The 23,811-nt window shown below is 60.9% G+C and carries 21 protein-coding genes; 4 read left to right on the forward strand and 17 right to left on the reverse strand.

Annotated features, from left to right (window positions below):
* Positions 1-69: 69 nt before the first annotated feature.
* The 6 genes from HCK86_RS12905 to HCK86_RS12930 all read right to left on the reverse strand — a co-directional run bounded on the left by HCK86_RS12905 (position 70) and on the right by HCK86_RS12930 (position 7,827).
* Positions 70-1,464, reverse strand: a complete 1,395-nt coding sequence (locus tag HCK86_RS12905) for an MATE family efflux transporter (RefSeq protein WP_176084900.1) — start codon at positions 1,462-1,464, stop codon at positions 70-72.
* Positions 1,465-1,674: 210 nt separating this feature from the next.
* Positions 1,675-2,625, reverse strand: a complete 951-nt coding sequence (locus tag HCK86_RS12910) for an ABC transporter permease (RefSeq protein WP_176084901.1) — start codon at positions 2,623-2,625, stop codon at positions 1,675-1,677.
* An 11-nt stretch (positions 2,626-2,636) separates the two neighbouring features.
* Positions 2,637-3,710 carry an ABC transporter permease gene (locus HCK86_RS12915; RefSeq protein ID WP_176084902.1) on the reverse strand — a complete coding sequence of 358 codons (1,074 nt, stop codon included), beginning with the start codon at positions 3,708-3,710 and terminating at the stop codon, positions 2,637-2,639.
* Complete coding sequence (locus HCK86_RS12920) at positions 3,710-5,251, reverse strand: ABC transporter ATP-binding protein (RefSeq protein ID WP_176084903.1); 1,542 nt, start codon at positions 5,249-5,251, stop codon at positions 3,710-3,712. Before HCK86_RS12920 ends, HCK86_RS12915 begins: the two co-directional genes overlap by 1 nt.
* Before the next feature lie 71 nt (positions 5,252-5,322).
* A complete protein-coding gene (locus HCK86_RS12925; RefSeq protein WP_176084904.1) occupies positions 5,323-6,378 on the reverse strand; it encodes a BMP family ABC transporter substrate-binding protein in 1,056 nt (351 codons plus the stop codon).
* Positions 6,379-6,483: 105 nt separating this feature from the next.
* Entirely contained in the window at positions 6,484-7,827 is a 1,344-nt protein-coding gene (locus tag HCK86_RS12930) for an amidohydrolase (protein WP_176084905.1), read from the reverse strand.
* A gap of 164 nt (positions 7,828-7,991) precedes the next feature.
* Between HCK86_RS12930 and cdd the strand changes: the two genes are divergently transcribed.
* Both cdd and HCK86_RS12940 read left to right on the forward strand, forming a co-directional pair.
* Entirely contained in the window at positions 7,992-8,951 is a 960-nt protein-coding gene (gene cdd / locus HCK86_RS12935) for a cytidine deaminase (RefSeq protein WP_176084906.1), read from the forward strand.
* Positions 8,948-9,691, forward strand: a complete 744-nt coding sequence (locus HCK86_RS12940) for a creatininase family protein (RefSeq protein ID WP_176084907.1) — start codon at positions 8,948-8,950, stop codon at positions 9,689-9,691. Before cdd ends, HCK86_RS12940 begins: the two co-directional genes overlap by 4 nt.
* Before the next feature lie 60 nt (positions 9,692-9,751).
* Here the strand turns inward: HCK86_RS12940 and glyS are convergent, their stop codons facing one another.
* Positions 9,752-11,866: a glycine--tRNA ligase subunit beta gene (glyS, locus tag HCK86_RS12945; RefSeq protein ID WP_176084908.1), complete on the reverse strand. Its 2,115-nt coding sequence runs from the start codon at positions 11,864-11,866 to the stop codon at positions 9,752-9,754.
* 173 nt (positions 11,867-12,039) lie between these two features.
* Between glyS and HCK86_RS12950 the strand changes: the two genes are divergently transcribed.
* The gene (locus HCK86_RS12950; RefSeq protein WP_176084909.1) at positions 12,040-12,624 is read left to right on the forward strand and encodes a hypothetical protein; all 585 of its coding nucleotides are present in this window, start codon (positions 12,040-12,042) and stop codon (positions 12,622-12,624) included.
* A 6-nt stretch (positions 12,625-12,630) separates the two neighbouring features.
* On the opposite strand, the gene HCK86_RS12955 is transcribed toward HCK86_RS12950, so the two are convergent.
* The 10 genes from HCK86_RS12955 to HCK86_RS13000 form a co-directional block, all read right to left on the reverse strand.
* On the reverse strand, positions 12,631-14,565 hold the full coding sequence (locus HCK86_RS12955) for a DUF2207 domain-containing protein (RefSeq protein WP_176085132.1): 1,935 nt from the start codon (positions 14,563-14,565) through the stop codon (positions 12,631-12,633).
* Positions 14,566-14,630: 65 nt separating this feature from the next.
* On the reverse strand, positions 14,631-15,899 hold the full coding sequence (locus HCK86_RS12960) for a 3-phosphoshikimate 1-carboxyvinyltransferase (RefSeq protein WP_176084910.1): 1,269 nt from the start codon (positions 15,897-15,899) through the stop codon (positions 14,631-14,633).
* A 41-nt stretch (positions 15,900-15,940) separates the two neighbouring features.
* Positions 15,941-16,504 (reverse strand): LemA family protein, encoded by a 564-nt coding sequence (locus tag HCK86_RS12965; RefSeq protein WP_176084911.1) that lies wholly within the window; start codon positions 16,502-16,504, stop codon positions 15,941-15,943.
* 103 nt (positions 16,505-16,607) lie between these two features.
* Complete coding sequence (locus HCK86_RS12970; RefSeq protein WP_176085133.1) at positions 16,608-17,531, reverse strand: glycine--tRNA ligase subunit alpha; 924 nt, start codon at positions 17,529-17,531, stop codon at positions 16,608-16,610.
* 178 nt (positions 17,532-17,709) lie between these two features.
* The gene (gene putP, locus HCK86_RS12975) at positions 17,710-19,200 is read right to left on the reverse strand and encodes a sodium/proline symporter PutP (protein ID WP_176084912.1); all 1,491 of its coding nucleotides are present in this window, start codon (positions 19,198-19,200) and stop codon (positions 17,710-17,712) included.
* A gap of 164 nt (positions 19,201-19,364) precedes the next feature.
* Positions 19,365-20,288, reverse strand: a complete 924-nt coding sequence (locus HCK86_RS12980) for a DMT family transporter (RefSeq protein ID WP_348641075.1) — start codon at positions 20,286-20,288, stop codon at positions 19,365-19,367.
* 177 nt (positions 20,289-20,465) lie between these two features.
* Positions 20,466-20,657, reverse strand: a complete 192-nt coding sequence (locus HCK86_RS12985) for a hypothetical protein (protein WP_176084913.1) — start codon at positions 20,655-20,657, stop codon at positions 20,466-20,468.
* 30 nt (positions 20,658-20,687) lie between these two features.
* Positions 20,688-21,545 carry a S49 family peptidase gene (locus tag HCK86_RS12990; RefSeq protein ID WP_176084914.1) on the reverse strand — a complete coding sequence of 286 codons (858 nt, stop codon included), beginning with the start codon at positions 21,543-21,545 and terminating at the stop codon, positions 20,688-20,690.
* An 88-nt stretch (positions 21,546-21,633) separates the two neighbouring features.
* Positions 21,634-22,425 carry a methyltransferase gene (locus HCK86_RS12995; RefSeq protein WP_176084915.1) on the reverse strand — a complete coding sequence of 264 codons (792 nt, stop codon included), beginning with the start codon at positions 22,423-22,425 and terminating at the stop codon, positions 21,634-21,636.
* Positions 22,422-22,646 carry a DUF2007 domain-containing protein gene (locus HCK86_RS13000; RefSeq protein WP_176085135.1) on the reverse strand — a complete coding sequence of 75 codons (225 nt, stop codon included), beginning with the start codon at positions 22,644-22,646 and terminating at the stop codon, positions 22,422-22,424. Before HCK86_RS13000 ends, HCK86_RS12995 begins: the two co-directional genes overlap by 4 nt.
* Before the next feature lie 109 nt (positions 22,647-22,755).
* Between HCK86_RS13000 and HCK86_RS13005 the strand changes: the two genes are divergently transcribed.
* Complete coding sequence (locus HCK86_RS13005) at positions 22,756-23,772, forward strand: polyprenyl synthetase family protein (protein ID WP_246739592.1); 1,017 nt, start codon at positions 22,756-22,758, stop codon at positions 23,770-23,772.
* Positions 23,773-23,811 lie beyond the last annotated feature (39 nt).

Raw genomic sequence — 23,811 nt, forward strand, 5'->3', positions numbered from 1 at the left:
CCGCGGGCATCGCAATTGGAGCGCCGTGCATTCTTTTCGAAGATCGATTCCGATTTTCGAGCCGATGCGCTAAGTGCGACCTGCCATCATGACGCCGAAACCAGCCCCCGTGCGACGGCGGTTCGCGCCCAGCACAAGCGCCGCGACGCCGAGCATTGCGCAATCAGCGACAGCGCCCGAAAGCCAGATCCCGGTTTCGCCCAACGCCAGCGGCAGCAGAAAAATGCCCGGCACCACCAGGAGATAAGGCCGCGTCAGGCCGAGAGCACCGGCCGCCAGCGCATTGCCGATGGCCTGGAAATAGCCCGACAGCATGATCATCGGCGCGTAGATGACATAGGTGATCACCAGAAGCCGGGTGATCCGCGCCATCTCGGCAATGGTCGCCGGATCGGTGACGAAAATCCGGGCGATCGGCCCCGGCATGCCCATCAGTATTGCCTCGACGGCGATGCCATAGACCAGCCCGACCACAAGACCGATCCTCAGTGTCTGATCGGAGCGGACAAAGGCGCTGGCACCGAAATTATTGCCGACGATCGACTGACAGGCGAGATTGAGCCCCATCAGCGGCAGGAAGGCAAAGGTCATCACCCGCGTGACGATGCCATAGGCAGCAATGGTTGCGGCATAGTGATCCCCGCCCCAGATCTGCTCGGCAACGATCATCGCCCCGGACGTGACGCTGACGCCAGCCAGCGTCAGAGACGGCGGCAGGCCAAGCTTGACATTTTCGCACCAGCCGGAAAAAGCGCTGCGTCCCGTTGCCGCCCATAAAGTCAGCGGCGTTCGACCGGAGAGCCTGAGCGCCATGGCAATGACAAGCGCCACCACCTGCGCGGCAAGCGTACCGATCGCGGATCCGGCGACACCCCAGCCCATCAGGACGATGAAGATGTAGTTGAAGCCGATATTGGCGAGCGTCACTGCAACACCGATGACCGCCATCAGCATGGCGAGCCCCTCGGAGCGCAGCGCGTCGCCCTGAATGCCGATCAGAAAGGTCAGCGGGCTGCCATAGACGACGATGGCAATATAGATCATGCCCATCCGCGCAAGATCGGCATCACCCACCGAAAGCCAGCTGATCAGCGCCGCACCCGTCAGGGTAAAGGCAAGCATCAGGACAAGACAGGTCGCGACAGCCAGGAGCGTTGCCGACTGCATCGCCGCCTGCGCGCCACTTTTGTCGCCCGATCCCAGACGCCGCGCCAATATGCTGGCCATGCCGGATGAGACCAGCGTCGACAGCGCATTCAGCGCCATGAAAACGGGAAAGACGAGCGTGACCGCTGCCAGCGCATCCGCGCCGACATAAACGCCGAGAAAGATCGCGTCGACGACGGTGAACAAGCCGCTCACCAGCATGAGGACAATGATCGGTGCAGCCGTCTTGAAAAAGAGCGGCCAGAGCGCACCGGTGAGATAGGGATTCCCCGTATCCGGAGAGATTTCGCGTGTCATATTCGGTTCCAGAAGGAACACCCGGGAGAAGCCAGTGCCCGCATTGCCGCCGATTCGGGTGTTACATCCGAAATGGAGACGAGATCAGGCCGGCTTCACCATCGTCTTAGCGACGCGCGGGCGGCAGGTGCCGGCAACCCTGACGGCGGCCAATTAAGGCCGGTAACGTCTGGTTGTCAAGCACCCGCGCCATTGGTCGCAGTCGCCGGATCAGGCCTCCGCCAGCGTCTTCATCCGCCGTCCGCGGCTCGCCCGGTACGAAAACAGCACCAGCGCGATAATGGTAACGGCGAAGGGAATGGCCTGAATGATTTCCGCCGGGATCCAGGCGAAGAAGTTCGGCATCACGATCGACAGCGCCTCGAAGAAACCGAAAAACAGCGCCGCAAGCGCTGCACCCACCGGATGCCGCGCGCCGAGCAGCACCGCCCCGAGTGCGATGAAGCCGCGACCCGCCGTCATGTCGCGGGTGAAGCCGACATAGTTGAACATGGCAAGCTGTGCCCCGCCAATGCCGGCCAGTGCGCCGGAGGCAACCAGCGCCCAGAACTTCACCGCCATCACCGAAATGCCGGCAGCTTCGGCCGCCGCCGGATATTCACCGACGCCGCGCAGCCACAGCCCGTAAGGCGTGCGATAGAGGACATACCAGACGCCGATCACCGACAGCAGGGCAAGCCAGGACAGCACCGAGTTATGACCGAAAAGCGCATCGAGCGTCGGTCCGACAACCGGAACCGCAGCAAGGCCCGGGATCGGCAGTTCCGGCACGGCCTTGGAGATCAGGTTGATGGAGGTGCCCTTGTCGCCGCCGGTGGCGAGAGACAGTGCAAAGACCGTTCCGCCCGTGGCAAAGATATTGATGGCAAAGCCCACCAGCACGACATCAGCCTTGCGGTTGAGGTGGAAATACCCCATCACCGCGCCGAACAGGCCGCCCGCCGCCATGGCAGCGATGACGGCGACATACCACGGCGCATAGACCGAGGTGACGACCGCCGTCAGCGCCGCAATCAGCATCATGCCTTCCAGCGCCACATTGAGCGCGCCCGACAGATCGGCAATCAGCCCCCCCATCGTCGCAAACAGTAGCGGCGTCGCCGTGCGGATGACCATGACGAGGAAGGTCGCGGAAAAGATCGTTGCTACAAGATCAAGCATTTTCGTCCCCCTCAGGCTGCTGCAGGTCTAGCGAACAGGCGCGCAATCAGCTTGCGGCCCGGCACCGAGAAGGACGAGGCGACCAGCAGGATCACCAGCGCCTGAACCACCGAAATCATTTCCGCCGGTACATCGGTGCGGATACCCATCAGCTGCGCGCCCTGCCTGAGATAGCCGTAGAAGATCGCCACGACCGGCACCGCCAGCGGCCGGTTGCGCGCCACAATCGCAATCAGAATGCCCTCAAAGGGCAGTCCGCCATCGAAATCAATCGCGATCCGCCCGAAGGCCGTCCCCTGTACGAACACCGCCCCCAAAAGCCCGCCAATCGCACCGGAAACGGTCATCGCCGACACCATGATCGAATTGGCGCGGATGCCGGAATATTCGGCAAAGCGCGGATTATGCCCGACCAGCCTGAGCTTCAGCCCCCAGCGGGTGCGGTAAAGCATGAACCAGACAACGACGACGGTGATGATCGCGATGACGATACCGAGATCGAAACGCGTATGCGGAATGAAGGCCGGGAAGATCGAACTTTTGGGGAATTTCGGCGACATCAGCTGGCCGGATCCGGCCGGTGCAAGATCCGCACGGACGATATAATCCACCACCTTGATGGCGATATAATTCAGCATCAGCGAGGAAACGATTTCATTGGCGCCAAAACGGGCCTTGATATAGCCGGGGATGAAGCCGTAGATCGCCCCTGTCACAATCGCCGCAAGAATGGCGGCCGGAATGGCAAGCGCCGTCGTGCCAACCGGCGAGAGCGCCACCAGCGCCGCGAAGAGCCCGCCGACAAAGACCTGCCCCTGGACGCCCATGGAAAACTGCCGCGCCTGAAACACAAGTGCGAAGGCAAGACCTGTGAGTGTCAGCTTGGCGACATCATCGACCCAAAGCCCCATGGTGCGCTTGGAGGAAAGCGGGCCGGTCAGCAATGTGTCGATCGCCTTGCCAGGATCATCGGAGGTGAACCAGATGGCAATGAAGGCGACGATCAGCGCACCGAGAAGGGCAACCACAGCGCGGCCCACCTCGTTGAAGACCGCTTCGAACCGGGAGTTTTTTGTGCGTGCCATCAGAGTGCCCTCTTCATGGTTGCCACATCCTGTTTTTCGATGCCGAGCATATACATGCCCAGCGTTTCGGCGGTCAGCGTTTCTGAATTGACGAAGGCGGCAACGATGCGGCCGCGATAAAACACCACCAGCCGGTCGGCAAGCGCCAGAAGCTCCGACAGGTCCGCCGAGCTCAAGAGCACGGCCGCGCCGCCGTCGCGCGCATCGGCGATTGATTTCCAGATAAACTGGGTCGCACCGAGATCGACGCCGCGCGTCGGCTGGTTCACCAGGAGCACACCCGGCTGTTCCGACAGTTCGCGTGCCACGACCACCTTCTGCATGTTGCCGCCCGAAAGCGTACCAACCGCAAAATCGGGCCCGCCGACGCGGATCGAAAATTGCGCGATCAGCCTCTCGGCATTGGCACGGATCGCCTTGAGGTCCAGCAGGCCGGAGCGAACGAAGCGCCGGTCGGCAAGCTTGGTCGACACCAGATTTTCAGCCACGCTGGAACCGGTCGCCAGCCCTTCGGCGATGCGGTCCTCTGGAATGCTGGCGACGCCCTTTTCGCGCCGTTTCAGCACGCTCATGGCAACGATATCGGCGCCATCGACGTCAATGCGCCCCGAAGCCGTCCGGCGCAGCCCGGCAACCGCTTCCAAGAGCTCGGCCTGACCATTGCCCTCGACGCCGACAAGACCGACAATCTCACCGGCATGAACGCTGAGCGACAGATCCTCGCAGACGGTGGTGCCGCTTTCGGAAACGATCTTCAGCTTCTCGACCGAAAGCCTCGTTTCACCGCGCGCCTTGGAACGCTCGACCCGGAGGCTCACCTCACGCCCGACCATCATCGTCGCAAGCGCCTGCTCGCTCGTCTGGGCCGCGGCGACCGATCCGACGGTCTTGCCGGCACGCATGACGGTGATCCGGTCTGAAATCTCCAGCACTTCCGGCAGCTTGTGGGCGATGAAGATGACGGTGCGGCCTTCGGCGATCAGCGAGCGCACGGCGGTGAACAGCTCTTCCACCTCCTGCGGCGCCAGCACCGCCGTCGGTTCATCGAGAATGAGAATGCGGGCATCCCGATAGAGCGCCTTCAAAATCTCGACGCGCTGCTGCTGGCCGACCGGCAGCTTGCCGACGGGCGCCAGCGGATCAACGTTCAGGTGGAACCGCTCGGACAGTGCCCGCACCTTGGCAATGGCGGTTTCACGGTCAAACTTGAAGCCGGAGCCCGGCTCGGCGCCGAGCACGACATTCTCGTAAACGGTGAAGGAGGGAACCAGCGAAAAGTGCTGGAAGACCATGCCGATCCCGGCAGCGATGGCCTCGGAGGGATTGGCGAAGGACACCGCGCGGCCATCAAGCCGCAATGTGCCGCTATTGGGCTGCTCGATCCCGAACAGGATCTTCATCAAGGTCGATTTGCCGGCGCCGTTCTCGCCGACAACCGCATGAACTTCACCCGCATTGACCGAAAGATTGACGCCATCATTGGCGACAACGCCACCGGGATAAACCTTGCCGATGGCGGCGGCTTCAAGACGTGGAGCCATAAACCCATCCTTTCAACTGAAAAGGCGCCCATCCTTTCAACTGAAAAGATGAGCGCCTGCCAAATGGTGGATTACTGACCCATCGCCGTATCGACGGTGATCTCGCCGGAGACGATCTTGTCTTTCTGTTCATTGACCTCGGCACGGACATCAGCCGGGACCAGCTTGTCGTAATAGGAATTTTCCGAGATGCCGACGGCGCCATCGGCAAGCCCCAGCAGGATCGCCGAACCGTAGGGCGCGGTCCCCTTGATGGTCTCATCAAGCGCGGTCACCAGCGAATCACCGACCTTCTTTTCCACCGACGTGAAGATCACACTGGCCTGAGCCGGATCAGAATCAGCGAAGATCATCGCCTGGTCGCTGTCAACGCCGACAGCAAGCTTGCCTTCGTCACGCGCGGCCTGAAGCGCGCCAACCCCGGTACCGCCGGCAATCGGGAAGACGATATCTGCCCCTTGCGCGAACTGGGCCAGTGCCAGTTCCTTGCCCTTGGCCGGATCGGTGAAGGAGCCGGCAACCGAACGCATGACCTCGACATCCGGATTGGCAGCCTTGGCACCCTGTTCGAAACCAACGGCGAATTCGAGAACGGTGGAACCTTCAACGCCAAGAATTTCACCAAGCTTGCCGGTCTTGGAAATCTTCGCGGCGGCATAGCCGGCAAGATAGGCTGCCGTCGAGGTGCGATACTGGATCGCCAGAACATTCGGATAGGCGCCACCGGAGAAATCCGGCGCATCATCAAAGATGATGAACTTCTTTTCCGGATATTCATCGGCCAGCTCGGCAATATAACCGGTCATTTCCCAGGTTCCGGCGATGATGACGTCATAATCGCTGTCGGTGACATCGGCCAGCGCCGGCTGCCAGCGCGAGCGGTCAGATCCGGCCTCGATCACCGTTGCCTTGACCGGCAATTCGGTCTCGGCCTTTTTCAGACCCGCAGCAGCGGAATCCAGAAAGCTCTTGTCGCCAAGCGTGCCATGCACCACGAAGGCGACCTTCAGCGGATTGTCGGCGGAATAGTCTTCGGCCATCACGGCCGGTGCAGAAACCGAAAGGGCAAGGCCCGTGGCAAAGGCAAGCTTGCCGAATGCACGGCGGGTAAGGGAAGGAAGGCGCATGCTGTTCTCCTTTATCGTATCGTCTTGTTGTCTTGCAGTCCCCTGAGACGGTCTGAGCCGTCTCGACAATAAATATTCAGAGCCGCCCCTGATCGTCTCGAAATATCAGATCGCCGCGCGGGCAGTCTCCACACGCGTCCAGAAGCGCTCGTAGGTTGTCTCATATTCGCGGCGCAAGGTGGCAAGATCTTGCTTGATCAGCCGTTTTTCAACAACCAATGCCTCTCCAGCCACAAAAACATGGGAGACATCACGGCCGCTCCCCGAATAGACCAGAAGCGTCGCGATATCGGGAACCGGCGAATAGCCGGGACCATTCATGTCGATGGCGATGATATCGGCGGCCTTGCCAGGCTCGAGCGAGCCCGTCTCGTGATCAAGGCCGAGCGCCCGGGCACCGTCAATGGTTGCCATGCGCACCAGCTCGCGGCTCGAGATCGGCTGGGCAACGCCTTCGCGGTGCGATGCGGCAAGGCCTGCGACGCGCATTTCGGCGATCATGTCATAGGAATTATTGGCCGCGACATTATCCGTGCCAAGCGCCACGGTAATGCCGGCCGCGCGCAGTTCCTTCACCGGGCAGATGCCGGGCTTGCCGGACCGCAGCCCTGCAGTTGCGCAATGGGCGACAGACGCTGCAGGCGCCGCAGCAAAGATGGCGATATCCTCGGGCGAGAGATCCAGGCAATGGGCGGCATGGACACGGCCATTGAAAAAGCCGTCGCGGTGCAGCGCCTCGGTCGCCGTCAGCCCGTAGCGCGCCATGGTTTCCGCATTATCCTCAGGCCCGGCGGCCATGTGCAGATGCATGCCGCAGCCATAGCGGATTGCCGTCTCGACCTCGGCGCGGATCAGATCCTCGCTATTGTCGACATAGGGCGCATGCGGGCCGAACCATGGCACGATCCGCCCGCCGGCGCGCGACTGGCGCTCGATGAAGGCGGAGGCGGAGGCCAGTTCCCGCTCGCCGCGCTCCCTGTCGCCCAGCTGCACGATGCCATAGGCGATCACCGCGCGGATGCCGCTTTCATCAGCAGCCTCGGCGATCTCATCAGCAAAGAAATACTGCTCGCAGAAGGTCGTGGTTCCCGACAGCAGCATTTCCGCACAGGAAAGCGCGACAGACGGCTTGATATCGGCAGCCTCAAGCGAGAGCTCGGGCTCGCGCACCGAATTATACCAGCCCTCCATGGTCAACAGGCTGTGGCCCTCGGTATGGCCGCGAAACAGGATCATCGGCGAATGCGTGTGCGCATTGATCAGCCCCGGCATGACCAGATGGCCGGCAAGGGCAAAATGCTGGTCAAAACCTTCGGCAGCTGGCCTGGTTGCCAAGGGGCCAAGCCCGGTGATGCGACCATCGGTGAAGGAAATCCAGCCGCGCTCATAAACCGTATCGGTCTGATCAGCGGTCAGGATCGTCGTCTCGGAAAGCAGAACTGAAACCATATTCCCCATTCTTTTTTTAGCGTTTCAGCTAGCGACTTATTGGCTCCCGCTTCCGGCTTGTCAAATCCTATTCCCCGCCCTATGCCTGAAAAATACGCTTGTTTTCGCAGCGCACACATGTCGCACGTTTTCATCAAGAAACCAGAATCCGGGAAGGTAGCCGCGTGAACCCGATTGCGCCCCCTGATAATAACCGCAAGAACCGTATCGCCGAGACTGAAGCCAATCATGGCCCGGCAATCCGCCAGGAGGCCGAAAGCCTCGCCGGCCGCGGCCGCGAAGCCCTGAAGACCAATGCCGGCAGCGTGGTTTCTGCCGCCGCGGCCCAGAAACTCTGCGACCGCTACGCCATCGACGATATCGAATTTCTGATGGCCGTGCTCGTCGACACGGCGGCGCTGCGCGCGCGCCCTCCGATTTCCGGCTTTTTCGTCGGTGCGGTCGGGCTGGAAGCTGAGACCGGTAATCTGATTCTCGGCGGCAATCTCGAATTTCCCGGCACCCATCTCGGCTTTTCCGTCCATGGCGAGGGCTTTGTCGCCTCGCGCGCCTTTTCGCGCGGCACATCGGTGAAGACCATTGCGCTTTCGGGCGCCCACCCCTGCGGTCATTGCCGGCAATATCTGTCCGAATTCGCCGTTGGCTCCGATCTCAATCTCATCGATCCGCTTGGCCACCGGTTGAAGCTTGCCGATCTCTATCCCTGGCCCTTTTCCCCCGAAGCACTGGATGAAAAGGGCGCCGAAGGCGGGCGGATCAACTTCCCCGATCTTGCCCTTGCCGGCGATGTTCGAGACACGGTCGCACCCGCCCTCCTCGAAGCCGGAAAGCGCGCGCACGCGCCCTATAGCCGCTCGCCGGGCGCGGTTGTCCTGGGCCTGAAAGGCGGCGCACTGATCACCGGCGCAACCATTGAAAGCGTGGCTTTCAACCCGACCATGCCGCCGCTGCAGGCCGCCCTTATCGACCTTCTGGCGCATGGTTTCGACTATAACGACATCGAGCATGCAGCCCTTGCCACCGTCACCGGCGGCCCGGTCGATTATGCCCGCTCGACGGCGGAACTGCTGAGCGTGCTCGCACCGCAGGCAAGCCTTGAAGTCCATAGCTGGAGCGGGCTATGAGCAGCTTTCTCGAGGCCTCCAGGGCAAGCTGGCCGGAGATCGAAACTGCAGTCGCAGCAGGTGCGCTTGCCGTCGTTGCCGTTGGCGCCTGCGAACAGCATGGCGCCCATCTGCCGCTCATCACCGATACGGTGATGGCCGAGGGCGTTGCCCGCGAAATCGCCCGCCGCGAAGGCGCAGTTCTGCTGCCGCCTGTCACCTATGGCGAGGCCTGGAACAATGAGGCCTTTCCCGGCACGATTTCGCTTTCGCCCGAAACGCTGCAGGCGATGATTTTCGATATCGGCGCGGGCGTGAAGCGGATCGGCTTTTCCGCGCTCATTACCGTCAACGGCCATTTCGGCAATCGCGAGCCGATCGCGCTGGCCGCCCGCAGGCTCAATAACATCCATAACCTGCCGGTTCTCTCGCTGGATTATCCCGGGCTGGACGCGCTCTGTGCCGACGTTCTCGACAGCAAGCCTGCCGGTTTCGGATTCATGCATGCCGACGAGATGGAAACATCCTTCATGCTGGCCCTGGCCCCCGACAGTGTGCGCATGGACAGGGCCGAAGCCGAATATCCCGACTTCCCGCCCACCTTCGGCATGGAGCCGATGCAGCTGCGCGATTTCAACAGCTCCGGCGTTTTCGGCGATCCGCGTCCGGCAACGGCTGAAAAAGGCCGCCGTCTGATTGATGGCGTCGTTGCCGAGAGCCTCCGCCAGATCAGCCTGTTCAGAACACGGCACGGCATCTGAACAAAAAAAGGCCCCCGCGTTTCAGCGCGAGGGCCCTGTCATTTCAGCCGGGAACGGCAATCAGCCGGAGATCTTCGAGAAATCGGCAACCTTCTCCGTCGCCTGGCGGATCATGGCAAGCAGTGCGAGGCGGTTGGCACGCACGGCCTCATCATCAGCATTGACCAGAACATCGGTGAAGAAGGCATCGACCGGTGCACGCAGGGCAGAAAGCGCCTCCATGGCATGGAAGAATTCTTCCGCCGCCGCCGCTTTCTCAGCCGCCGCAGAAGCCGACAGGATCGCCTCATAAAGCGCCTTTTCAGCCGGAACCTCAAACAGCGCCGGATCGACCTTTTCGGCCACCTTCGTCTTCTTCTTTTCTTCCGCTGCCAAAAGCTGGCTGGCGCGCTTTTCACCGGCCAGCAGGTTCTGCCCGTCTTCCGAATCGAGGAATTTGGTCAAGGCCTCAACCCGGCGCGCCACGACTTCCAGATCATCGGCATCCCCGGTCAGCACCGCATCGATCAGATCATACCGCGCGCCCATGTCGCGCAGATAGACCTTGAAGCGGTCATGGAAGAAGGACAGCAGATCGCGATCGTCAAACACCGAAAGCAGCTTCAGCCGGACACCGCGTTCCAGAATGATGCGGATGACGCCGAGAGCGGCGCGACGCAGCGCGAAAGGATCGCCCGAGCCGGTCGGCTTTTCACCGATCGACCAGAAACCGGTCAGCGTATCGAGCTTGTCGGCCAGCGCCACCGTGAGCGAGACCTTGCCGCGCGGCACGACATCGGAGGGACCGAGCGGCTTGTAATGCTCCTCGATCGCGGCGGCGACATCGTCGCTCTCGCCCTGGAGGCTCGCATATTTGCGGCCCATCAGGCCCTGAAGCTCGGGAAATTCACCAACGGCCTCGGTGCGAAGATCCGCCTTGGCCAGCACGACGGCACGGTCAACCTCTGCCGCATCGGCACCAACGACCGGCGCCAGCTTGCCGGCAAGCGCGCGGATGCGCTCAATGCGCTGGCCCTGCGTGCCGAGCTTGGCATGGAAGGTCACGTTCAGTGCATCGAGCTTGGCCATGCGCTGATCGAGCGGCTTTTTCAGGTCGAGCCCGAATTTGGCCGCCGAAGCTTCGAGCGTCTTCAAGTCGGGCAGGTCGCGTTGATCCATGTGCCAGAAATGCAGGCCATCGGAGAGGCGCGAGCGCACCACCTTGCCATTGCCATGGCGGATTTCCGCACCGCCATCGGAGGCGGCGATATTGGCGACCAGAATGAACTTGTTGGAGAGCTTCTCCTCACCCTGCACGCGGGTGACGAAGCATTTCTGGTTGGTCTTGATCGTCAGCCGGGTGATCTCGTCCGGAATTGCCAGGAATTCCGCCTCGAATTCGCCAAGCAGAACCTGCGGATATTCGACAAGGCCCGACACTTCATCGAGCAATGCCGCATCTTCCACCAGTTCCAGCCCGTTGGCAAAGGCGAGATTGGCAGCATCGTCCGCAATCACATGCTTGCGGCGCTCGGCATCGAGAATGACGCAGGCCTTCTCAAGCCCTGAGACATAATCGTCGAAACGGCGCACGGCAAAGCCTTCCGGCGCGTGGAAGCGGTGGCCATAGGTGATGTTGGAGGCGACAATGCCATCGATCTCGAAATCGATGACCTCGGTCTCCTCGATCTCGGTGCCAAAGGTGCAGACAATCGACTGCAGGGGACGCACCCAACGCAGCGCACCGGGATTGACCGACTGCGCACCCCAGCGCATCGATTTCGGCCAGGGAAAATTGCGGATGATGCCCGGCATGATGGCGCGGATGATATCGCGCGCGTCCTGACCGGGCTTTTCGATGATGGCGACGTAGAAATCGCCCTTCTTCGGGTCCGACTGGATCTTTGCCTCGGAAATATCGGCAAGACCGGCGCCGCGCAGAAAGCCTTCCAGCGCCTTTTCCGGTGCGCCGACGCGCGGGCCCTTACGTTCCTCGCGCACATCAGCGGACCGTGCCGTCAGCCCCTTGATATGCAGCGTCAGCCGGCGCGGCGTCCAGTATTCCTTGGCGCCCTCATAGGTCAGACCCTGATCGACAAGCTGATCGGTGACGAGCTTCTTCAGATCGCCTGCAGCTTTCTGCTGCATGCGGGCCGGAATTTCCTCGGAGCGAAGTTCAAGCAATAAGTCGGGCATGACGGGCTTCTATCGTGTTCACAAAATGATCGTGACGGGGTGTTAGCAAGTCGGCACGCAAAAGTCATCCGGCAATGCGGGTTTTCGCGCTCCGGCCGGAGAAGAACCGCAATCATGCCCGCAAATCACCCGATTTGGCGGCAAGTCTGGGTTAGGGAGAAGGAGACCGACCCATGAACACGCTTTCCGTCCTGCCGCTGATCCTGATATCCGGCGCATTTGCCGATGCGGTACGCGCCGCTCCGGCGCTGCCTGAGGGAAGCTATCGCAGTCACTGCATGCCAATCGGCAAGGATGGCCGCCACGGCTTCATTGCCGGGGTGACGATCGAAGGGCGGAAGCTGACCGCAACAGCCCAGAACTACGCCCACAGCAACTGCGATATACCGACGGTCCGGCTTTCATACGAGGGCGCGCTCGCCGAGATCGCAGAGGCAGAGGGACAGCGGATCGATTTTGTTCAGAAAACCGGACCGTTCAATTACACGCTGTTGTCGGATGACATTACCGCCTACTACAACAAGAACAGCGCCACCGCCGGATGCGGCATTGATGACTGGCAGACCGATGTTCCGCGCAATGTCGCTGGCCGCACCTGCGCGCCATTTGCCTTTCCGTCAGAAGGAACGCTCTTGAAGGACAGTGTCTGGTCCGATGACGACGGCATTACCTTCGCTCGCCTGCCCCTGGACTGGTCCACACGCGAAACCTATCCGGAAACACCGTCTGCCATCCACTTCCTGCGCATCGAAGACTGAGCGAGCTTACCAGCCGCCACCGCCGCCACCGCCGCCACCACCGCCCGAAAAGCCGCCGCCGGAGGAAAATCCGGAGGAGGAGGTGTTCTGTGTCGGCATGGATGACGACATGGTCGAGGCCATGGAGGAAGAGAAGGCGCCGATCTGGTCCGACAGGTGATGATGGCTGAAATCGCCATGATACCAGTAAGGCGAATAATAGCTGGCCGTGCCTGCGGCAACGGCGGCCGAAAGCCAGATGTCGAAGGTCTTCGACCAGGGCTTTTCCAGGCCAAGCGCGACGGCATAGGGAAGCAGAGTTTCGAAATGCTGGGGCGACATTTTCGGCGCACCCGCCATGTTCATCCGGTCGGCTTCCGCCAGCGCCAGATATTGCTTCAGCCCGGCAATCTCATCCATCTTCTTCCGCCCTGCAGGCGTCGGCGCCCCCATCAGCGTGAAGAAGACAAGGTTCATCAGCACGATGCCGCCAATGGTGACAATCACGGCCCAGTCCTCACCGAAAAGCTGATCGGAGAAGAAAGTGAGCATGATGCCGCCAATCGTATGGATGGCGAAGAAACCGCCAAAGGCGATCAGCAAAAGCAGCCTCACCACCAGGAATGCGCTGTTGTTGCGCCGGCTGAAGCTTTTCGAGATCGCCGTCGCAAACAGGCCGACAAAAATCGCCATGAAGATCGACAGAAACAGGATCGGGATCACCGTATCGCTGATCGTGCCAAAGGCCAGAAGCGCAATCACCGAAATGACAGACAACACCAGCCCACCGCCGATATAGCCGCCATTGGTGACGAAATATTCGCCGCGATGCTCGCCGGTAATGGCCCCGGTAAAGGCGCTCGCCATGGCCGAAACCGAGCTTGAATGCGCCTTGTCGATGGTGAAGACACCACCGACATTATCAATATCCTTCAGCACGGCGCGCTGGCCGGACGGCAGGCTCGGATCGAAAGATTTATCCGTGCGGGTGATCCGCATGCCCTTTTTCGGCTCGTCAATGGTGACAAAACCCTTGACGGCCAGATCGATCACGGTTGCAGCAATGGCATCGAAACGGTGCGACCCGAAGCCTTGATGCTCGACATAGGCGACCAGCCCCGGCGACAGCCCTTCGGGCGGCTCCCAGCGCGGCACGACAACGCCCGGCCTGGGATCGCGGCCGACCCGCAGCCAGAAAATCATATAATAGGCGAAGACCAGAATGAGGCCGCCAAAGCCGATGAAATAATTGCGATAATCGGCAAAGAACCACGAGGCGCTTGTCGTCGATGATGGCCCGGTGATCGCCCCTTTCGGGATGGCGACCACAACGGAAAGCCCCTCTTCCGGCGAAAGCGGCGCCGTGGTGGTGACGGTGACGACATTGCCGTTCAGGCGCGCGCGCGCCGCCTTGCCAGTGGCGCCGTAATCTCCGGTGAAGAAATCCGTCTTCAGCGGCGTCACCCCCTCCGGCAGACGGATGACCGCCGTGGCGGTTTCAATCGGGTAGGCCCAGAAATTGCCGGTGGCATTCCAGTAGACCTCGTCATGATCACTGAAGGCGCGCAGCTGGCGGTCGGTGTCATAGGTCAGCACATAGGTGTGGTCACCGGGCGGCAGCATGCGATCGGCAGAACCGATATAGATCCGGATGCCCCCGGAAATGCTTTCCGTGTGCCACGCGACCGCCTGGCCATCCAGCGTGACCGATTTCAGATCAAAGGTCACCGAACCGCTACGACCATTCTCCGCCCGGAACTTCAGCGGAAAATCGCGATAGATGCCATGGCGGATCTGATCACCTTCGCTATGAACGGCAATCGTTTCGGTGACATCAAAAAGGCCGGATGGCTCGACCGTCACATCCGAGGTAAAACTGTTGATCACCTCGGCAGCCCGTGCCGGCAGAACCGGTGCCAGCATCAGCGCCAGCAAAAGAACCGCCGGCGCCACCAGCCGCATCATCTCCCGCACCAGCAGGTCCGAGGCATTTCTGTTCCGGTCTGCTGTCGCCATGGTCGCTGTCCTCAGTCCTCGAATGTCACGCCAAGCGCAAGAAGCGCATCCCAGTAGCTGGGATAGGTCTTGCCGACGCAGAGCGGATCAAGAATGGTGATGCCGGATATCTTCAGCCCCGCCAGTGCAAAACTCATGGCGATGCGGTGGTCGGCAAAGGTGTCGATCTCGGCCGGCAGGTGCTGGCCGGCAAGGCTCGGATCGGCATGGACGATCAGATCATCGCCCTCTTCTTCTGCCAGCCCGGCACGGATGCCGTTCAGCCCGAGCGACAGCGCCCGGGTGCGGTCGCATTCCTTGACCCGGAGATTTTCAATGCCGGTAAAGCGCACCTTCGTCTCGTTGAAGGCGGAGAGCACGGCCAGCGTCGGCACCGCATCCTGCATCTGGCTGCCATCGATCACCGCCGGCATATGCGGGAAAGATGCGATCACCTGATAGGCCCTGGCATCAGGCTGGGTGAACCTGTCTGCAGCCGTGCCGATATCGATCGCGCCGCCGGTGAGCTTTTCCGCCGCCCACAGATAGGTGGCGGCAGAGGCATCCGGCTCGATATGGAAATCGGTCGCCTGATAGCCGGTCGGCTGGACCCGCCAGCTCGCCGCGTCGATCTTGTCCACCCTGGCCCCGAAGGCTGCCATGGCATCAAGCGTCAGATCGACATAGCCGCGCGCGCCGATATCCGGGCCCGTCAGCGCCACGGTGACCGGCTGGTTCGCGCCTACAGGGCCAAGCGGTGCAGCCATCAGCAGGGCGGAAACATACTGGCTCGAAAGTCCGGCATCAATCTCCACCCGGCCGGTGCCGAAATGGCCATTGCCTTGGATTGTCACCGGCGGGCAGCCGGTCGGGGCCTTAGCATCAATGCCAAGGCTTCTCAGCGCCTTGACCAGCGGGCCGATCGGACGCTTGCGCATATGCTCATCGCCATCGACCACCACCGTGCCCGAGACGCTTGCCACGGCCGCGGTCAGAAACCGTGTTGCCGTGCCGGCATTGCCGAGAAAAAGCGGACCGGAAGGCGGCTGAAGCACACCGGAACCGGTGACGACAAATGTCGTTGCATCCGGTTCATCGACGCTCACGCCCATGGCTCTGAGCGCATTGGCCATGTGACGGGTATCATCACTTTTCAGCGCGCCGGTCAGCCGGCTCGTGCCTTTTGACAGGCCGGCGAGCAACAGCGCGCGGTTGGTGATCGATTTTGAACCGGGCGGGCTGACATGGCCGGAAAGCGCATGTTCCGGCGGAATGACGGTCAGCCTGTCTTTGTCAGTCATCGGACGTTCTCTCTCAACGAGCCCTCATCAGGCCGAAATGTTCAAAAGGAGACCTGCGGCACCGCGCGATCGGCGCTGTTGTCGATCTCGAAATAGTCTTTCTTGTGAAAGCCATAGCGGCTGGCAACCATATTGGACGGAAAGCTCTCGACCTTGACGTTCAGGTCGCGGGCAGCGCCGTTATAGTAACGGCGCGCCATCTGGATCTCGCTCTCGGTCTGCTGCAGCGTCTTCTGCAGCTCGGCAAAGTTCTGGCTCGCCTTGAGGTCGGGATAGGCCTCGGCAAGGGCGAAAAGCCGGCCCAGCGCCTGGGTCAGTTCGCCTTCGGCAGCAGCACGTCCCGCCACATCGCCCGCCGGCACGGCCGTCGCCTTGTTGCGCATGGCAACCACCTCTTCCAACGTGCCGCGTTCGTGGCCGGCATAGCCCTTGACCGTTTCCACCAGATTGGGAACCAGATCAGCACGGCGCTTCAGCTGCACATCAATGCCGGACCAGGCCTCTTCCGCCACCTGCCGGGCGCTGACAAGGCTGTTATAAAGCGAGATCGCATAAAAGATCACCGCAACGGCGATGACGACAATAATGATAAGGGCGGTCAGCATCGATACTCTCCCTGACTGATCGGGATGAGGCTAGATCGCCGCGTCCCCATGTCAATCCTACATGACGATTCAACCCTACATGTCGATCTCGTGACCGAATGGCTCAGGCCGCTTCGGGTGCATAGCCTCCGGCATCGGTCAAAAGGAAGGCCTCGCCGCAGGCCTTGGCCAGCGTGCGCACGCGCAGAATATAGCTCTGCCGTTCCGTGACCGAGATGACACCGCGCGCATCCAGCAGATTGAAGATATGCGACGCCTTGATGCACTGGTCATAGGCCGGGAACACGCATTTATGCAGCATGCCCGCTGCGGTCGGGTGGCCGGCGTCAAGCAGTGCCTTGCATTCGGCTTCCGCATCAAGGAAATGGCGATGCAGCATCTCGGTATTGGCATATTCGAAATTATGGCGCGAATATTCCTGCTCGGTCTGCAGGAAGATATCGCCATAGGTGACCTTTTCATCGCCTTCACGGCCGTTGAAATTGAGGTCATAGACATTGTCGACGCCCTGCACATACATGGCAAGCCGCTCCAGACCATAGGTCAGCTCGCCGGCCACCGGCGCGCATTCAATACCGCAGACCTGCTGGAAATAGGTGAACTGCGACACTTCCATGCCATCGCACCAGCATTCCCAGCCAAGCCCCCAGGACCCGGTGGTCGGGTTTTCCCAGTCATCCTCGACGAAGCGCACATCATGCAGCAGCGGGTCGAGCCCGATCGCCCGCAGCGAACCGAGATAGAGCTCCTGCAGATCCGGCGGCGAGGGCTTCAGCAGAACCTGATACTGATAATAATGCTGCAGACGGTTCGGGTTCTCACCGTAGCGGCCATCGGCCGGGCGGCGGGAGGGCTGCACATAGGCGACATTCCAGCGCTTCGGCCCGAGCGCGCGCAGCGTCGTTGACGGATGCAGCGTACCGGCGCCCACTTCCATGTCATAGGGCTGCAAAATCGCACAGCCCTTGTCCGCCCAGTAGGACTGGAGCGTCAGGATCAGCCCCTGGAAGGAGCGTTTGGGGTGCATATGGGGCGCAATCTCATCACTAGACATGGCGAACCGGCTTTCTTTGGCTTTTCATTCCGGTTGCGGTGAGTGCCACGGAAGGGCCAAGGGGTCAAGCTTGTCGAACGGCAAGGGCCGCAAATCACCCGCAAAACAGGCAATCTGCAGCCCCCCTCCGCTCATGGTCGGCAAGACGACATCAGGCGTCGGCGGGAAGCGGACGGAATTCGTCCTTGCTCGGCGTCAGCAGGCTGACAACCCAGATGGCGATAAAAGCAGCGATGAAACCGGGAATGATCTCATAGACACCGGCACCACCCATGAAGCTTTGATCGAAGCCGAGCGCGATCCAGCCGCCAACCGTCACCGCGCCGACAATCAGGCCGGCAACGGCGCCCCAGCCCGACATGCGCGACCAGGTGAGCGACAGGATGATCAGCGGGCCAAAGGCGGCACCGAAGCCGGCCCAGGCGTGCGATACGAGGCCAAGAACCTTCGAATCCGGGTTCCAGGCTATCCAGGCGGCGAGCACGGCCACCAGCAGCACGAAGAAGCGGCCGATATTGACCAGTTCCGGCTCGCTGGCATGACGGCGCAGGAACAGGCGGTAGAAATCCTCCGTCAGCGAGGAGGAGGAGACCAGAAGCTGGCTCGAAATCGTGCTCATGACCGCCGCCAGAAGCGCCGCCAGCAGGAAGCCGGTGATCAGCGGGATGAACAGCTGATTCGCCAGAATGATGAAGATCGTTTCCGGATCCTGAACCGTTATGTTGTTGCCGACCACGAAAGAACGACCGAAAATGCCGACGCCGATGGCACCAAGCAGCGAAATCACCATCCAGGCCATGCCGATATTGCGGGCGGCAGGCACATCCTTGACGCTGCGCACCGCCATGAAGCGGACGATGATATGCGGCTGGCCGAAATAGCCGAGCCCCCAGGCAACCGCCGACAGCCAGCCGATCACGGTGACGCCGTGAATCATCGACAGGAAATTCGGATCAACGCTCATCATCCGCGCCTCGGAGACACCAAAGCCACCGGCACGGATGACAACGACGATCGGCATGATCACCAGGGCGATCATCATGATGCAGCCCTGAACGAAATCCGTCAGGCTCACCGCCAGAAAACCGCCAATCAGCGTATAGACCAGGACGATGCCCATGGTGATGAGAATGCCGACCTGATAGGGGTTCAGGCCCTTGATCGTCACCAGATCCTGAAAGGCCGTGTCAAACAGCTTGCCGCCAGCAACAAGGCCTGACGCGGTGTAGACCGCGAAAAAAACCACGATGACGACGGCTGACACCGTGCGCAGCATGGTTGACTTGCTGGGAAAGCGGTTTGACAGGAATTCGGGGATGGTGAGCGCATTGTCATAACGCTCGGTCTGTTCACGAAGCCTTGGCGCAACGATGATCCAGTTGAAGAACGCCCCGACCACGAGCCCGATGCCGATCCAGCTCTGGGCCAGACCGCTGACGAAAAGCGCGCCGGGAAGCCCCATCAGCAGCCATCCGCTCATATCCGAAGCACCGGCCGAAAGCGCTGCAACCGCCGGCGATAGCTGACGGCCGCCAAGAATATATTCTTCAGAACTCGATGTGGACTTGCGCCAGGCGTAAAAGCCGATCCCCAGCATCAAGAGAAAATAGATTGACAGGCTGATCCAGATTCCGGTGCTCATGATTGCATCCCCCTTCTGTTTGCCGCCCGGTGCGATCAAGCGCTTGGACGGGGATTTCCTTTCGTCCGGCGGGCACACTCAATACAGCATGGCCTCCACCGGACCTTCCCGTAAAAGCTGTACCATCCGAGCAGTGGCTGCCACAACCCTTGAGAAGGATTTCCTCAACCGGCGCGTTTCGAACGGCCGATACGGCACCTGAAAAGCCTGCCATCGATGGCAGCGAGACCAATCGCGATCAACCCCATTCCGAAGAAATGGCGTGGCGCCAGATGTTCGCCCAGCACAAAAACGCCGAGCAGGATCGCCGAGACAGGCACAAGAAAGGTCACCAGCATGATATTGGTCGCGCCTGCTGATGAAAGAATACGGAAATACAGCACATAAGCAAATGCCGTTGAAAAGACGGCCATGGCGGCAAGGGCCGCCCAGGCAAACGGCGGCGCGCCGGCGATCAGGGCAAACGGTCTTTCGATAACCATGGCGAGCGGCAGCATGATGATGGCAGCCGCCGTGATCTGGCCCGCCGCCGCGGTCACCGGATCAACGCCGAGCCGGCGAAAGCGCCGGCCGAAAACACCTGCAAACGCATAGGAAAGCGCGGCCCCGAGAACCGCGACCTCGCCTTCAAGGCTATTCGTCAGACCGGAGAAAGCCGAAGCGCCGATCATGATGGCGACGCCGGCAAAGCCCGACACGACGCCTGCCAGCCGGTTCACCGACATTTTCTCATCGCGGGTCAGGAAATGGGCGACCACGACGCCGAAGAGCGGTGTCGTGGCGTTAAAGACCGAGGCGAGACCACTCTCAATGCGGGTCTGTCCCCAGACGATAAGACTGAAGGGCAGCGCATTGTTGAGAAGCCCCATGCCGAGACATGCAAGGATGACCGGTCCGGAAACGGGCACCCGGCGCCCGGTGAGCTTCAGTACCAGAAGCAGCACGGCAGCGGCGATCAGCAGTCTGAGGGCGACAATGGTGAGAGGCGGCAGAACCTTCACCAGAACGCCGATGAAAAAGAAGGACCCACCCCAAAGCACGGAAAGGGTCACCAGCATGGCCCATTCGGCAAGCCCCATCGCCTTCATGAACAATCTCCGCTCCGGCCGCACCATCGCGGACGACGCAAAGCCTTAGGCCGAATCGGTTTGCTGCACCACCTGATTTGCAGCAGGGGGAAAATTTCACCGGCCGGAACGTAGCCTGAAGCGCGACCTGGAGCGCGACGATGAAAGCAGGCGTAACGGTCCGAACAGTCAGTGAGGTTATTCCTGGTCCTTGCGCACGCTGTAGACCCCGGTGTCGGGGTCTTTCACCAGTGTTCCGATGGCACCATTCTTCTGTTCGGCACGGCGTTGCTCACCGCGCTCCGTTGTCTTCTCGGCATCGGCGATGAACTTTCGGTAGAGCATATATCCGCCGCCGAAAATAGCAGCCATGACCAGCAATTGCGGCATAAGCGCCTCTTTGATCCTGTGATTCGCGCGTTAGAGCCCGTAACGCGACCATAATGCACGCTCTTCCGCCTGTTCGGCAAGACCGGCGGCGAGGCCTGCGGCAATCCGTTCGCCGGAAAGGACAACGCCCGGCACCTTGCGCCCGACAAGCGTGGTCGGGCCGGAGATCAGCTTGAGCTCGACATGGTCGCCATAGCGATCCTTAAGTGTCTTGCGCATGTCGCCTATGCCATCGACCAGACCGAGGGCCAGACCGCGCTTTCCGGACCAGAACAGACCGGAAAACAGCTCCGGATCATCGGCGAGCCTTGCACCGCGCCGCTCCTTCACCATGTCGATGAAGACCTCGTGGATCTCGCTCTGAAGCGACTTCAGAAAGGTGATGTCGCGCTCTTTCTCCGGCTGAAACGGATCCAGCATCACCTTGTTCTCACCCGAGGTATAGACGCGACGCTCGATCCCGAGTTTCTCGATCAGCCCGGTAAAGCCGAAACCACCGGACACCACGCCGATGGAGCCGACAACGGAAGTGGGATCGACAAAAATCTCATCGCCCGCCAGCGCAATCATGTAGCCGCCGGATGCGGCCACATCCTCGACAAAGATGAGAACCCGTTTGTGGTTTTCTTCCGCCAGAAGACGGATGCGCTCGAAGATCTGCCGCGACTGAACGGGCGAACCGCCAGGCGAATTGACCGAAATGGCCACCACTGGCGCCCCTTTGAACGTGAAGGCTTTCTCCAGCGCGGGTGCAACCGACGCGAGATTAAGCATCGGCCGCCCACGCGAACCACCCGCCATGATGGCGCCCGCAAGACGAACCACAGGAATGACGGTCCGGTCTTTTCTGAACCGTGCCGGAATCAGCCTCTTCAATGCATCCTTCATCGGGTGCTCCTCTCGATCAATGCGCGCTAGATGTATGGGCTTTCGCGTCAAAGACAAGAGCAGAAATGCACAGAGAGGAATCTCGCCATTACATGCGCGAATAAGCCGCCCGGCCATTGTTGAGATCATCGACATCAGCGGCAAAAGCATGACCGGAGGTTGCATGCATAACAAGTGGACTGCGCAATTGCAGTCGCGCCCGCGATCCCTTGACCGCGCTGACCAGAATGCGGAAGGCATTTTCGCCGGCGCGGGCATGAACCGGCGTCATCTCAAGCCCGCCGAAACGCTTTCCGCAGGCGGCGATGATGTCGGCAATGGAGTGCGGCCTGGCGATCAGCGACAGCGTGCCGGACGGCTTTAAGATCGCCCCGGCCGTGCGGATCCAGTCTTCGAAGAGATCTCCGGCAATCGCATGGGCGTCACGTTTCAGCGGATCGGGCGTGGCACGGTCTAGCGCGTCGTTGAACGGAGGGTTCATGATGACATGATCGAAACTGTCATCCACGAGCCCGGCAGCATTGCGCGCCGCGCCACGCAGGGTCACATCGGCTTCAAACAGCGCCACACGCCCGGCAATCCTTGCATTTTCGGCCAGGGCAAGCGTCTTTCGGGCAAAGCCGGCCATATCGGGCGATCGCTCGAACAGGCTGACACGGGCCTCATGCAATCGCGCGGCAACAGCCAGGCCCGCGCCGCCCGCACCCGCACCGAGATCGGCAACGCGGATCGCCCCGTTGCCCGTCACCATCGAGGCCAGCAGCATGGCATCCATGCCCGTGCGATGACCTCGTCCTTTCGGCTGCACCAGATAGAAGGCACCACGGTGAAAGGCGTCGACCGTTTCATGTTCTTCGATGATTGCCACAGCCCCACTCATGCCTGGCGCAGTTCCTTTTCCAGCCCGGCATCAATCAAAAGCGCGCGCGCCTCTTCTAGATCCTGATCATCGATCATCAGCCGGCGCGGCAGAAGGCCGAGCGACCCTTCTGTCAGGGACATGGCCTGATCGGCAACGAAAAAGTGAATTCCGGCCTCTTTCAGCAGGCTTTCCACAAGGCTCAACAGCACGGCGTCATTTGTGCGCATGAGGTTGATCAAAGACAAGAACTTCTCCAAGATTTGAGCGTAACGAAACAATTTGCCTCTTGTCGCATCAGGGCGGCCTCCCTATTGTCAGCGACAATTACGTTAACAGGAGCGATCAGCCTTGGGCGTCGTCACACCGCTAGCCAAGAAAACCGAACAACCCGCATCCATAAAGCCGATTGTTGACCTGACAAAGGCGGATATGGAGCGTGTCAACAATCTCATCCTGTCCAAGGCCGGTTCAGATGTCCAGATGATTCCAGAAGTGGCTAACCATCTGATTTCATCCGGTGGCAAGCGTCTGCGGCCGATGCTGACCCTGGCAGCCGCATCGCTGTTTGGCTATTCCGGTGAAGGACATGTGCTTCTGGCGACCAGCGTCGAATTCATGCATACGGCAACGCTGCTGCATGACGATGTGGTCGATGAAAGCGATCTGAGACGCGGCAAATCCTCGGCTCGGATGATCTGGGGCAACCAGGCCAGCGTCCTGGTTGGCGACTTCCTGCTCGGCCAGGCCTTCAAGATGATGGTTGATGCCGGTTCGATGGATGCACTCGCCGTGCTTTCCAACGCCGCCGCCGTGATTGCCGAAGGCGAAGTGTTCCAGCTCGCGGTTTCCAAGAAGATGGAGACCACCGAGGCTGACTATATCAGCGTGATTCGCGGCAAGACCGCAGAGCTCTTCGCAGCCGCTGCCGAAGTCGGCCCGATCATCGCCAATGCCCCGCCAGCCGCCCGCACGGCGCTGCGTGACTATGGCATGGCGCTCGGTCTCGCATTTCAGCTGGTGGATGATGTGCTGGATTATGGCGGCTCCAGCGCCGATCTCGGCAAGAATACCGGTGATGATTTCCGCGAGGGCAAGATCACGCTGCCCGTGATTCTGGCCCATGCACGCGGCACCGCCGACGAGAAAGCCTTCTGGCGCGAAGCAATGGAAGACGGGCATAACGATGACGAGGCACTCGCCCGGGCGAAAGATCTGATTGCCAGGCACGGCGCCCTGGAAGACACGATTGCCCGTGCCCTCGAATATGGTGAAGAGGCACGTTCGGCCCTTTCGGTGCTGCCCCCCTCGCCGATCAGGCAGGCGCTGACGGACGTCATCGACTTCTGTATCGCGCGAATAAGCTGACCTGCCGGAATATTGCCGTCTTCAGGCCGCAAGAAAGCC

Source organism: Martelella sp. HB161492 (genome assembly GCF_013184775.1).
Classification (GTDB): Bacteria; Pseudomonadota; Alphaproteobacteria; order Rhizobiales; family Rhizobiaceae; genus Martelella.